Consider the following 12,795-nt stretch of genomic DNA (forward strand, 5'->3'; position numbering starts at 1 on the left):
CACAAACAGCGAAAGTGCAAGTTCATAGCTACCAGAAGCTATATTTATGGGAGGAGCCTTGAGAGGAAAAGCAAGAGTACTGCCATTCAGCAGCATGAGAAAAGGCACACTAACTGTATTGGTCGTTGAGCTTATGCCTCCGTAGACGGTTCCACCTGAAGACTTGTGGTTGGCAGTAGGCAGCTGATACAGTGTTGCCTCAAGAGCGAAAGTCGGGCCGAAACTGATCAACAGGGTCTGGTTATGTGTTATATTACCGGATGTGGGAATTCCAGAATACTCTGGCACCTGCCAGACTGGGTAGGTGTATACTTCAATACTGGAAGTGAGAACCCCTGAAGAAATGTTGTCGATTAAGAATTTCTCGGAAGTTATATTCCCGGTGTAATTAGTCATGAACGGAAAGCTGGTTGTTGTTTCAGAAGTGTTATTGATTATTGTCACCCAGTGTGGGGCAAGTGCCGCGTAAGAAATTGACGATCCAGTCACCATGGCGGAAATGGCAAGGACAATCAATAGCTTTGAAAATCTATTCATGTTGATACTCGGATAATTAAGGTGTTGAGTGCCATCCTACTATCATTGCACGTAGTTGATAGCATACCCGACTCCCTCATTACTACCCCCAGCAAGTGCTTGAAGTTCAAATGTACCCACCCCGAGATTTGGGAATGTATAAGTAAAACCGTAGTAGCGGTATGAAAACGTCCACCAGTCCAAGACCCCTCCTGTAGTGCCGCTACGTACTCTAGAAAGAACTTCTGTGGAGCCACTTATGACAGCTGTAATTGAGAATCCAAACTGATCCATTGTTTGTCCGTAAGTGCTAAAAGTGGCGCAAGCTCCTCCTACAGTCATGCTTGGAGGTGTATCCCTCCATGTATTTGGGTTGAATCCGTTGTTGAAAGTGATGGAGTTATAGTTCACCCTGTTGTATGGATAGCTAACTTGAGTGGGTTTGCCAATATCTGAGGTTGCGCCGAGTGAATGAATAATATATATAGGGGCGTAATCGGTAGATGTTATTTCTGCAATCTGCCAGACCGTACATCCTTGGCTTACTCCCCCGACCACGGTGAAATCCAATTGTGTGTCATAAATAGTCCATGTGTCAAGTTGAAAGAGTCCCTTTGCGTCTCTGTTAATAGCACTAATTTGCCAGTTGCTCGTCGAAGAAGTACTAAAGCTAAACCTCCCAATCGAATATTGAGTTTGATAAGTTTTACCACTAACGCTAGAGGCACTTTCGCCATGCGGAGAATTAAGCAGGATAACTGGTGTCCACAACTGTCCACTCCAGATCGCACTCCCCAATCCACTGTAATAGTGTCGGTATGGTTCCATTGGTTTTGCATCAGGTAAAGCAGCATATAACGTAGCACCAGACAGGCTCGGAATAGGAGTTTCCGGCCCAGCGTTATTATTATAATTTAGTGGCCTACGCCGAAAGAAACACCAGACACTGCTATGTTGAAAGATAAGACTGCTAAAAGGCTTAAAATTATTACTATTTTTTTGAATACGACACATATGTGTAAAAATCTTAAATATATTTAGTCTTTTAGTTTAACTTAAGTATGAATTCAATACCGACAACAGACCGTTATATGAGGTATTTAAAGGGCTTAACCTGAAAGAAGGATAATAGACTGACTTGTATCCATTTAATTAATTAAATGAGTCCGTACCTATCTTTCAAAACAGGATCTGCTTATATTTCTAAATGGGCCCGACCGGATTCGAACCGGTGACCTCCTCCGTGTCAGGGAGACATCATACCGCTAGACTACGAGCCCCGTATGGTCTGTATTTTAGGCTTTTATATATTTCTTTTCGCGGACCGATCCAGAAAGTATAATAATTGAGTAACCGCATACAGATATCGGGTATGCCATACGTCGGAATCATGGAGGACAGCATAGATGAGAAGAAACTCCTTAAACTTCTTTCTGGTAGAGAGATCGGGGCAGTGGTCACTTTTTCTGGGGTCGTAAGGGAAACGGAGGACGGGAGGAAGCTTAAATCTCTCTATTATGAGACACAGGAATCAATGGCAACAAAGTTGCTTAACGAACTCGTGAATGAATCTATCAGCAAATTTGATCTTATTGATGCCCTAGCGGTCCACAGGAAAGGAGACGTGAAAGTTGGTGAAGTTTCCGTGTTTGTGGCGACCTGTTCGAGACACAGGCTCGGTGCCTTCAGGGGCTGTGAATTCATTATTGACGGTATAAAACTCGATGCCCCAATCTGGAAGAGAGATATATTCATCGACGGGGAGCGTTGGAGATCTGAGAAATTAGAAAAGTAACCGCTTCGCTGAACTGGGCCTAGGTTCCACTCAAGTGTGATATACATTGATGTGCAGAGTCAATTATGCCCTTCACTGAGAAACATAAAGTTTTGATATAAGTATGGCATGGCAAGTAAGATGCTTTTCGACGATTTTGGGAGACCGGTTAAGAGCATGAGAATACAGGTCAACACAACCTGCAATTTCAGGTGCTTTTTCTGCCACATGGAAGGGACTCCTGTTAATTCAGCCGAGATGTCCGCCGCAGAGATTGAAAGGGTCGTCGAAATAGCTGCTAAGCACGGAGTTAATAAGATTAAGTTCACCGGGGGGGAACCTCTCCTGCGTCGTGACATCACCGAAATAATTGCTAGGGTGAGGAAACACGTCAATGGTGACATTTCACTTACGACAAATGGAGTTCTGCTTGTTAACAAGGCCAGGGCACTGAAAGAATCAGGGCTTGACAGAGTGAATATTTCCATGCATTCCATTGACCGTGAGGGATTTCAGTTCATTACGGGTACGGACTCACTTGATCAGGTCAAGGCTGGCATATCTGCTGCTGTAGCGGAGGGACTCACTCCTGTTAAAATTAACTTCGTTGTGCTCAAGGGCGTGAACGTCCACCTAATAGGGCGGATGATAGATTTTGCGACTGAGACCAATACTATACTTCAGTTGATAGAGTACGAAACCACAAAAGAAATGGCTACCTCTGACGAGTTCCTGAAATATCATTACAGCCTGGAACCCATTGAGAGGGCAATTGCCTCACGCTCCATTGACAAGACCAGAAATGACCTGCATAACAGAGAACGTTATACCTTACTTAACCGAGGTGTGAAGACATCTATTGAGTTCGTAAAGCCTATGAATAATAGTGACTTCTGCAGCAACTGCACGCGCATTAGGCTAACGTCGACTGGACAGCTAAAGCCGTGCCTTATGAGAAATGATAATCTTACAGATATCCTGCACGAGGTAAGGACAGGAAACAGGGAAATAAATCTCGATACCATTTTCATATCGGCTGTCAAAAAGCGTGAACCATACTGGAGGGGAGAGGATGCTGTTGAAAGTGAAATACTTCGCGAGATTCAGTGAACTTACAGGTAAGAAAGAAGAGGTCCTTGAAATGGACGATTTCACCAGCGTTATTGACCTTAAGCACAGGATAATGACTGAATATCCCTTGCTGAAGCGTTACGAATCTAACATGATCCTTGCAAGAAACGAGAAATTTACGGCGGACAACGAAAAACTGAACTCAGGAGATAGCATTTATCTGTTTCCTCCCGTTAGTGGCGGATAGTTCTGAATGTCAGCAAATTCAAAGCAGTTATCTTATATTTCATTTGAAGAGGCCATTTCGCGAGTATACTCTGAGAAGTGGAATCAGCTAACTTCATCCTACCAGAGCGTAAAATCAGCGATGGGCCTCATAGCCAGCGAAGATGTGTCATGCGGAGGTTTTGTTCCGGAATTCAACAGAAGTGCAATGGACGGTTACGCAGTACTATCCGCTGTAACCGTGTCGGCTTCAGAAAGAAATCCCGTCAGGATCGGCTCGCCTTCGCGAAATCCGCAAAGAGGAGAATCTTTCCCTGTAAATACCGGGGACCTTATTCCAGATGCTTTCGACAGTGTGATAATGCTTGAGGACACCCTCGTTACGGATGATGCAATATATGCCTTGAAACCTCTCAGACCATCAGAGAATATATCATCCAAGGGAGAGGATCTAAAGCCTTACTCAGTAATCCTGAGGAAGGGGGATATCATTCAACCTGAAAATATCGCAGCTTCTCTTGCATGTCGCAAGGCCGATATTTGCGCTTACAGAAAACTTATCATTGCTATCCTTTCTACTGGTGACGAGATTGTCTCCGGAAGAGTTCCGAACTACACTCAGCCACTACTCTGCGGAAAATATTCAATGCCCTTTACCGAAGTCATTGACCTTGGCGTAGTTGGAGATTCAGGAGATCTTATCAGAGATAGAGTGGTGTCTTCATTAAGGAATTGCGACATAATGGTAATAACTGGCGGAAGTGGACCAAGCGCAATAGACCTTGTGCCCAAAGTTCTAGATATCATTGGAAAAAGGCTTTTCCGAGGGGTCAAGATAAGACCTGGAAAGACCATTTCTGCTTACAATGTAGACGGGAAGCTTGTCCTGTCAACTTCCGGTCTGCCGGTAGCTTCCCTAGTGTCAACCGAGCCGTTTGTATGGGCATACATAGATAGGCTCACGGGGTTCAGGCGAAAACGTGTGATTGTAAAAGCTACTATGGACGGTAAGGTGGTTGCAAGCCCTGGAATGAGAACGTACCTCAGGGTTACCTTGGAAAACCACGATGGCAAATTCATCTGTAGGCCGCTTGAGATCTCCGGATCCGGCATTCTTTCAACTATTTTGGATTCCTCGGGAACTATTGTGGTGAATGAGGACAGTGAGGGAATCAATATTGGGCAGACAGTAGAGGTCGAACTCGATAGGGTGGGATGATGGGAAAGATCTTCAGAGACTTGGTTTCGTTTCAAAAGGCAAAATCTCTGACTGCGGAAAATGTCAGACCAGTGACCGATTTCGAATCTGTAAATGTGTGGGAGAGTGTTGGAAGGGTCGTCACAGAGAACATCTACTCCGGCGTTCCCCTTCCGCCTTTTTCGAGATCTGAAGTAGACGGATATGCCGTCTTATCGGATGATCTTTCCGAGGCGGGAGCTGACAGGCATGTAAGCCTCATTGTGAAAAAAAATGCGGAAATTGGCAAACCTCCTGTGAAACATCCAGGACATGGGTACTGTGTTCCAATTGCCACAGGTGCCGTCATGCCGATCAACTGCGACGCAGTGACCATGGTTGAAGACGCTGTCATTTATGGTCAGACTGCGGAATTCAGCAAGAGCGTAACCAAATGGGAAAATGTTGCCCATGCAGGCGAAGATATGCCAGGAGGAACGCTCATCATCAGGAAAAACGCAGTGGTTACTCCAGTCACAGTGGCAGTGCTAGCGGCAAGCGGAATTAACATTATTTCAGTATATCGGAAGACAAGAATAGGCGTAGTTTCCTCAGGCGACGAACTCCTAACGCCTGGAGACCCTCTCGTGGAGGGGAAGTTGTATGAGTCGAACAGCACATATGTCGCATCGGAGCTATCCAGGTTCAGCAGCATTTCGGTAAGGAAATACCCATTGATGCGTGATGATATGGATGCCATCAGGAAAACTCTTGAAGCTATGATCAAGGAGAACGATGCCGTGATTGTAAGCGGCGGAACGTCTGCAGGTGAAGGGGATTATGTATACAGGACTCTGGAGGGCATGCAGCCAGGAATCATTTACCACGGTGTTGCTGTCAAGCCTGGAACTCCAACGGTCTTCGCCGTTTCCGATTCGAAGCCTGTCTTTGGGCTACCTGGTTTTCCGGTCTCTTCAATGATGGTGTTCAGAGCTCTGTTCATGCCGGCAATTATGAAAATAGCCAGGTTAACATATCATGAAACCATTATCAGGGCCGCCATTGGCTTGAAGACGCTAATAAGATTTGGGTATACAAACTTGATGATCCTGAGACTTGTTGAGAGGAATGGAAAGGTGATTGCTCTTCCAGTTAATGGCGCCTCAGGGTCAGTGACAAGACTCCTCGATGCTGAAGGCTATTCTGTTATTCTGGGGGACAGAAAATTTCTTGAAGCCGGTGAAGAAATTGAAGTGCATTTGATCAGGGAAAACCTCTCCAGAACTTTCTTTTTGGGTCCCACGGATAGTGTTACTGCCACATTCCTATCAACCCTGGATGACCTGCCGGCAATCATCAGGGTATCAGATGACGCCGTTCTGACAATGGTTTCTCAGGTATCACCGGACTTTGCCGTGATCTCTGCACTGGATGGAAACGATTTCCCATCAGTGGATGGCTATTCCAGTGTGTTTCATTACCAGGTTTCCTATGGATTCTATGTGCAGGGGAATCCTGGTGATCTCAGATGTCTTATGGAAACCATAAAGGAGGGCAAAGCGACCCTTGTGACCGCCTCATTAACGGATTCTTTTGCAATGGCCTTGAAACGGGATATTCAGGCACGGTTTGGTGAAGGGGAATACATGAAATGCAAAGCAAGTTTGCTCCCAACTCCGGAAGCATGCGTGCAATCAGTAATCAACGGGGAATATACCCTATATATCGGACCGGAAATGCCCGTTTACGATGAAAATATCAAATTTATTAAAATCGGCAGGATACACAAATCCTTGATCGTGTCGCAAAATATCATTGGTTCAGACGATGTAAAGAGATCAGTTGAAAAGTTGAAGGAAGTGATTGGTAGAAGTGCCTCCTCTTGAATTTGACCGGTACCTTGGTTCCCTGTCACTCCAGCAGATTTCCATAGCGGGGCAGAAGAAGATCTCCTCAAAGAAAGTTGCAATTGTTGGAGTAGGCGGGACCGGAGGGGTTGCTGCAGAATTGCTGGCAAGATCCGGTGTTGCGGAGATACTCATAATCGACGACGATTCTGTATCGCTGACCAATCTCCAGAGACAGGTGGAATATGCTGAACCGGACTTAGGGAAAAAGAAGGCTGAGATCCTGAAATCAAGGCTTGAAAGGATAAATAGAAATGTTGTAATCACCGCAAAGACTGAAAGGTTGACAATAGAGAATTCCACTATTATTGGAAAACCCGATCTGATATTTGACGGAACGGACAACTATTCCGCAAGGAATGCCATAAACAGATACGCGGTTCGCAATAAAATACCATGGATTATGACCGCCGCCAGCGAGACCTTCGGAACCATAAAGGCTGTCTTACCACATATCACTTCCTGCACGGCATGCCTTGGGTATCCTGAGACCGGAAACGAGGGAGTCGGATGTGCACAAATCGGGATCCTGCCTTCTACACCCGCTGTTATTGGATCTCTGGCTATATCAATTTCCCTCAGGATCCTTATGGAAGAAGCCGTTGAAGGTGATGTGATTTATATTGATACTTGGAACTACGGCATTGAGAGGATAAAAACCGTTATAAATCCGGCTTGCAAGGTGTGTGGGATCGCATGATAGCTGTTATTTTTGTAAAGAAAAGCGAGAGGTTCCCGGGCAAACACAGTATCAAGATCAATGGTACAGGGATGACTGAGGGAATCGAGAGGAAAGTCAGCACATCTGGAATGTTTGAAAGAACCCTGATCCTATCCAAGGATCCTGATCTCCAGGTTAAACACGGGAAAATAGTAAAAGATCCAAGTGATGGTACAATCCTTGATTCCGTGAACTATGCAGTTGGTAAATTCGGTGACATTTTTGCATTTGGCGGAGATATGCCATTCCTCTGCATCGATTTCATCTCTTCAATGATCTCACAGTTCAATGGCAGGACGCTGTGCCCAATTTCACCCAGCGGAATAAGGCAGACATTGCACTGCATATATGCTGGAAATGATTCAAGATTACTTGAGGAATACATTACAGGAGGAGGAAGGACACTTCACCAATTTGTGGAGAGATTCGGCGTAAGTATACAATACCCTGCGGAAAGGGAAAGATGCTTTGAAAACGTAAATTATCTCACAGATATCGAGAGGTTGAGGTTACAGTAGAGCGTGAACAAGTGGCAAATTCTAACTTCTTCTGGGCTGCCTCATCGCTTCATGATAAGCGTGATCCACTATATCATTGATCAGGTCAAAACCTACCTTCTGGGCATCTTCAGAACCAGGCAGTGAGAAAACAATCTTGCCTTTTCCCGCAAACATTGAGGCGTCTGAGAGAATGGCATGGATCTCCTGAAGGGAACTTCTGGATCTGAAGGTTTCTCCGAACCCACGAATTTCTCTCTCCATAATTCTCCTTAACGTTGCGGAAGTCAAGTCTCTCATTCCAAGACCGGTCCCTCCGATGAAGATAATCACGTTGGCGTCGCTCTGCTCAACTAAATTGCTTATTTTTTCTGGGTCGTTGGAAACGATTATCCTGGAAAACCTCCTGTTCGAGTCACTCATCAGTTTACTCATTATGTTTCCAGACTCGTCGTTCCTTTCTGTCCGCGTGTCTGAAACTGTCACAACCAAGAAATTCAGGTCGTATTTATCATCAGTCCTGTGATGCATCGATCTTCCTCTTAAATTTGTTTTCTACCCGCACTCTCTCTATCTCAGTTTCCGGGTATTGACCAGAGTCATCCTTCTCCAGGTATTTCACCATGTCCCATATGGTTATCAGAGCAGCCTGCACACAGGAAATGGCCTCCATTTCCACCCCAGTCTTATAGAGCGCCTTCACCGTGCAGATCACTTTTATGCTGTTCTGCTCCGTGTCAAAGTCCAGATTCACAGACGAAATGGGAATCTGATGACAGTATGGTACGATATCCCATGTCCTCTTTGCTGCCTGCATTCCTGCTATCCTAGAGGTCTCAAGTACGTTTCCCTTCTTGTTATCTCCGTGTCTGATTGAATCTATGGTAGAGTTCTTGAGCCTGATCATGCCGGAAGCAGTGGCAGTGCGTTCAACCACGTCCTTCGACGAAATGTCTATCATTGAATATCGAATGGTGATAGAAATAAATAAATTATGGGACTTTGGATCTAGTACAGCACACAGATCATTTTTTAGCCACCATGAGATTCGCGTAGGTGAAAGACATACTCCTCTTGCACGGTGGTGTTGGCTCTGATTCAAGCATAAACCCAATTTTGAACGGATATGCCAGGCATGCATTCCTCAAGGAACCCTTGGACTCAGTTGTGAAGGCGGTTGTGCTTATGGAAGATGATGAAACGTTTAACGCTGGAACAGGTTCTGTAATGCGGCTGGATGGTACCATTCAAATGGATGCCTGTGTGATGGTACCGGGTCACGTGGGTTCGGTGATGGGCATTGAAAGGGTGAAAAACCCAGTGTTAGTTGCGAGAGATGTGATGGAGAAATCACCGCACGTGATATTTGCTGGGGATGGTGCGACCGCTTTTGCAAGGATCATGGGCCATGGGGACTATGATCCTTCGACGGAGAAGTCAAGAAAAAGGCTTGAAAAAGTGAAACTCGACCTTGAGTCAAATCAGGATCCGGGGGCAAGAGAGAAGATGTTCCTTCTGTCTATGGAAAAAACCGGCCATGATACAGTGGGTGCGGTTGCAAGGATAGGGGACAGGTTTGCTTCTGCAGTCTCAACGGGTGGGGCCTCACCCATGATGCGGGGGAGAGTGGGCGATTCACCGGTTCCCGGATCAGGTATATTCACAGGCGAAGAAGGATCCGTTGTTGCCACTGGAATCGGGGAAGAGATCATAAAGAGGTCTCTATGCTTCAGGATATATTCCAGAATTGGCGAGAAACCACTAAAACAAATACTGGATGAGGAAGTGGCATACTTCGGCGATGTTGCTGTTGGTGTTATCGCTGTTTCCAGAAACGAAGTGGCATATTCCGCTAACAAGGATATGGCAACAGGGTACATCGAAGCGTGAATATACATATCATGGCTGTTTTCCGGAGCCACATATTGCACACTGGTTTCGTATATCATAGCAATGACGGTGCTATTGGTTATAAGCGATGTTCTGTTACCTGAACATTCCGCGGTTAGATTGAACAGAGATGGTACGCGATTTGATGAACGGTCAGAACAGGAACAGATATGATCTCTCATTATTGCTGATTTCAAGATCTACTAGGAGTTTTGCAGCTGGATTTCTGGCAGTGATAATCGGCCTTTATTACACCGAGGGATTACACCTTTCACTCACTGAGGTAGGAATCCTGTTTGCAGCAGGCGGCCTGGGCACGCCCTTGCTCACACTGATTTTCGGACGGTTGGCAGATATTCACGGAAGGAAGAAACTGCTTCTGGCGTCATTGATCCTGCTGCCTCTATCAATCGTCATTCTTCTGGTTACAACTAATTATGCCTTTCTCATAGTTTCGTCCGCACTAGGAGGTTTTGGAATTGCCGGGGGACTTGTGGGTGGCGGTGTAGGCGGTTCAGTAGCTCCAATGCAGTCTGCTTTGCTGGCGGAGAAGACAGATGCGGAAAACAGAACCACCTTATTCTCCATATTCACAATGATTTCCAGTTTTGCAGGGTCTGCCGGAGCACTCATGTCTAACATAGAGGATTACAGGCTTTTATTCCTTATCGCCCTGGTGATCACCGCCATTTCAGTTGTATCCATTATTCCCCTGAAGGAGAATTTCAAAAGGAAGAGAATTAATCCAGAGAAGGGAATACAGAAGAAGGGCAATGCCAGCCCCAATAGGAACATTATCGCTAAATTCGCCGTTACTGGAACAATGAATGGAGCTGCGCAGGGGCTGATCACCCCATTTTTATCCATAATACTGGCAGAAACATTTCTTATGCCAAATGGAGAGATAGGGGACCTTTTCGCAGTTGGAGGATTTTTAACGGCATTAGTGATGATCTTCACCCCTATCCTGACAAAACGGATGGGATTCGTGCCAATGATAATCAGCACCCGATCCGTGTCCACAGTTTTTCTTCTGGCATTCCCATTCGCGTCCAGCGCACTAATGGCGTCTTTCTTCTATGTGATATTCACTTCCGTCCGCGCTCTGTCCCTGCCCTCGCAGCAGGCGCTGATGATGACCATGGTAACAGAAGAAACGAGAGCTTCCGCCACCGGCATCAACCAATCAGCAAGACTTTTTCCTTCAGCCGCCGCATCTGCAAGTTCTGGAGCGATTCAGGACTATATTTCCGTGGTGATACCATTCGAGATTTCTTTCGTTCTCAACATTGCCAACCTCCTGATGTATTACAAGTTTTTCTGGAATGAACCAGCTGCGAGGGCGGGATATCAGGAAATAAAGGTGGAACTTTCCTAATAGTCTTCATGGTTCACATAAAATCTATCCCGCTCTATTGCCCGTCTTTTTTCGGATTTCGCAATAAAATTTCTCTGAATGCATTTTCTGAAGATTTATATCTAACAGTACTATGATACGTAGATGGAATTCGAGAAGATACGTACAATGCATTTCCCTAGAGACATATTTGTAGGGCACAATGCCATTGTAAATATCACCGACGTGGTCAAGCGTAATCTGCGTTCTGGATCCATCGCCATCGTTACTGGTAACAACACTTATGAACTTGCAGGAAAGAGATCAGAAGAGATGCTCAAGGATGCTGGTTTTGAAGTTTTTTCCCTGATCACCGGCGAAGCAAACGTCAAGAATCTAGAAAGTGTCAATTCATTCGTGAAAGAGACTAAGGCCGGCCTGGTCGTCGGTGTTGGCGGCGGAACCAAAATAGATCTGGCCAAGAAGTCTGCATTCGATTTTGGTCTACCCCTTGTGAGCGTCCCCACATCAGCGAGTCATGACGGCATTGCATCTCCTAGAGCTTCCATCAAAGGAAACGGTTCAGTCGCTTCCGTGGAGGCCGTTATGCCGGTTGCTATAATAGCTGATACATCCGTAATGGTAAAAGCACCGTTTAGGTTTCTTTCGGGTGGAGCTGCTGATGTAATATCAAACATCACTGCCCTTCTCGATTGGCAGCTCGCAAACAGGCTCAAGGGTGAAGAATACAGCTCAAGCGCCGCTGCTATCTCGGAATATGCCTCAAGAGAATTGATTGAAAAGGCACATATGATCCTTCCAGGAGTGGAAGAATCCGTCTGGCTTGTTACGAAACAGATACTGGCATCTGGAACAGCCATGGCCATTGCCTCGTCTTCCAGACCTGCCAGTGGAAGTGAACATATGTTTGCGCATGCCTTGGAGCTATACGGCCCTGGCAATTCAATTCATGGCGAACAGGTAGCCATGGGATCGGTAGTTTCCATGTACCTTCATGGAGGGGAGTGGAAGAAACTGATCAGGACTTACGAGAAAATAGGTATAAGCATAAGTGCAAAAAGTTATGGAATATCAAGATCAACAACGATAAAGTCTCTCATGGGCGCGCACAGCATCCGCAAGGAGAGATACACCATATTGGGAGAAAGTGACCTTAGCTATGATGCTGCAGAAAGAACCCTTGAGGTCACAGGGGTAATTTAAAAAGGTGAATAATACGGCAAAAATATCATTGATTGGAGTGGATCTGGCAAAGGAAGGTCTGGAATTTACGTTTGTTACGCCGCTCGTTGGATGTGCGGAATGCAGGATTAAGAACGTGTGTTTCAACCTAGAGCCAGGAAGAAAGTACAGGATAACCAAGGTGAGGGACAAGATCAACCCTTGCTTTGTATTCGACGGTGACAAAGTCGCAACGGTTGAGGTGGAGGATGTCCAGAATTATGCTAACATACAGCACGGTAAGAAGCTGCAGGAAGGATCTACCGTTACATTGAATTCACTGGGTTGTGACAATTATGCCTGCCCAAATATAGAGACATGCAACCTTATCCACACGAGGGAAGGCACTAAAGCTGTGGTAGACAAGATAGAGGGCAAGGTTGACTGCCCGAAAGGCTATGACCTCAGAAAGGTAGCTGTTACCCTTCACTGAACCCTG

The 12,795-nt window shown here is 45.7% G+C and carries 15 protein-coding genes and 1 tRNA gene; 11 read left to right on the top strand and 5 right to left on the bottom strand.

Annotated elements, in window-relative coordinates; genetic code table 11:
- The 3 genes from QW597_06695 to QW597_06705 all read right to left on the bottom strand — a co-directional run.
- A partial coding sequence (locus QW597_06695; protein ID MEM0156266.1) for a hypothetical protein occupies positions 1–537 on the bottom strand: 537 nt, incomplete at its 3' end.
- 42 nt (positions 538–579) lie between these two features.
- On the bottom strand, positions 580–1,344 hold the full coding sequence (locus QW597_06700; protein ID MEM0156267.1) for a hypothetical protein: 765 nt from the start codon (positions 1,342–1,344) through the stop codon (positions 580–582).
- Between the two features lie 380 nt (positions 1,345–1,724).
- Positions 1,725–1,796: transfer RNA gene (locus tag QW597_06705), tRNA-Val, on the bottom strand.
- A gap of 92 nt (positions 1,797–1,888) precedes the next feature.
- Here QW597_06705 and QW597_06710 point away from each other — a divergent pair.
- The 7 genes from QW597_06710 to QW597_06740 all read left to right on the top strand — a co-directional run bounded on the left by QW597_06710 (position 1,889) and on the right by QW597_06740 (position 7,909).
- Positions 1,889–2,311, top strand: a complete 423-nt coding sequence (locus tag QW597_06710; GenBank protein ID MEM0156268.1) for a molybdenum cofactor biosynthesis protein MoaE — start codon at positions 1,889–1,891, stop codon at positions 2,309–2,311.
- Between the two features lie 120 nt (positions 2,312–2,431).
- The gene (gene moaA, locus QW597_06715; protein MEM0156269.1) at positions 2,432–3,400 is read left to right on the top strand and encodes a GTP 3',8-cyclase MoaA; all 969 of its coding nucleotides are present in this window, start codon (positions 2,432–2,434) and stop codon (positions 3,398–3,400) included.
- Positions 3,375–3,608, top strand: coding sequence for a MoaD/ThiS family protein (locus tag QW597_06720; protein MEM0156270.1), 234 nt, complete (start codon positions 3,375–3,377; stop codon positions 3,606–3,608). The genes moaA and QW597_06720 overlap by 26 nt, the downstream gene beginning before the upstream one ends.
- 6 nt (positions 3,609–3,614) lie before the next feature.
- The gene (locus tag QW597_06725) at positions 3,615–4,805 is read left to right on the top strand and encodes a molybdopterin molybdotransferase MoeA (protein ID MEM0156271.1); all 1,191 of its coding nucleotides are present in this window, start codon (positions 3,615–3,617) and stop codon (positions 4,803–4,805) included.
- On the top strand, positions 4,805–6,649 hold the full coding sequence (locus QW597_06730) for a molybdopterin-binding protein (protein MEM0156272.1): 1,845 nt from the start codon (positions 4,805–4,807) through the stop codon (positions 6,647–6,649). The genes QW597_06725 and QW597_06730 overlap by 1 nt, the downstream gene beginning before the upstream one ends.
- Positions 6,636–7,370, top strand: a complete 735-nt coding sequence (locus QW597_06735; GenBank protein ID MEM0156273.1) for a HesA/MoeB/ThiF family protein — start codon at positions 6,636–6,638, stop codon at positions 7,368–7,370. The genes QW597_06730 and QW597_06735 overlap by 14 nt, the downstream gene beginning before the upstream one ends.
- Entirely contained in the window at positions 7,367–7,909 is a 543-nt protein-coding gene (locus QW597_06740; protein MEM0156274.1) for a hypothetical protein, read from the top strand. The genes QW597_06735 and QW597_06740 overlap by 4 nt, the downstream gene beginning before the upstream one ends.
- A 21-nt stretch (positions 7,910–7,930) precedes the next feature.
- On the opposite strand, the gene QW597_06745 is transcribed toward QW597_06740, so the two are convergent.
- Together QW597_06745 and moaC are read right to left on the bottom strand one after the other, a co-directional pair.
- Positions 7,931–8,419 (bottom strand): MogA/MoaB family molybdenum cofactor biosynthesis protein, encoded by a 489-nt coding sequence (locus QW597_06745; protein MEM0156275.1) that lies wholly within the window; start codon positions 8,417–8,419, stop codon positions 7,931–7,933.
- Positions 8,403–8,849, bottom strand: coding sequence for a cyclic pyranopterin monophosphate synthase MoaC (gene moaC, locus QW597_06750; protein MEM0156276.1), 447 nt, complete (start codon positions 8,847–8,849; stop codon positions 8,403–8,405). Before moaC ends, QW597_06745 begins: the two co-directional genes overlap by 17 nt.
- A gap of 95 nt (positions 8,850–8,944) precedes the next feature.
- Here moaC and QW597_06755 point away from each other — a divergent pair, with 95 nt between their 5' ends.
- The 4 genes from QW597_06755 (at position 8,945) to QW597_06770 (ending at position 12,789) form a co-directional block, all read left to right on the top strand.
- Positions 8,945–9,778 carry an isoaspartyl peptidase/L-asparaginase gene (locus QW597_06755; GenBank protein ID MEM0156277.1) on the top strand — a complete coding sequence of 278 codons (834 nt, stop codon included), beginning with the start codon at positions 8,945–8,947 and terminating at the stop codon, positions 9,776–9,778.
- A gap of 145 nt (positions 9,779–9,923) precedes the next feature.
- On the top strand, positions 9,924–11,156 hold the full coding sequence (locus QW597_06760; GenBank protein ID MEM0156278.1) for an MFS transporter: 1,233 nt from the start codon (positions 9,924–9,926) through the stop codon (positions 11,154–11,156).
- Positions 11,157–11,279: 123 nt separating this feature from the next.
- Positions 11,280–12,338, top strand: coding sequence for an NAD(P)-dependent glycerol-1-phosphate dehydrogenase (locus QW597_06765; GenBank protein ID MEM0156279.1), 1,059 nt, complete (start codon positions 11,280–11,282; stop codon positions 12,336–12,338).
- 4 nt (positions 12,339–12,342) lie between these two features.
- Positions 12,343–12,789 (top strand): UPF0179 family protein, encoded by a 447-nt coding sequence (locus QW597_06770; GenBank protein MEM0156280.1) that lies wholly within the window; start codon positions 12,343–12,345, stop codon positions 12,787–12,789.
- The last annotated feature ends 6 nt before the right edge of the window (positions 12,790–12,795 follow it).

This window comes from Thermoplasmataceae archaeon (assembly GCA_038729425.1).
In the GTDB taxonomy this organism is placed as follows: domain Archaea; phylum Thermoplasmatota; class Thermoplasmata; order Thermoplasmatales; family Thermoplasmataceae; genus B-DKE.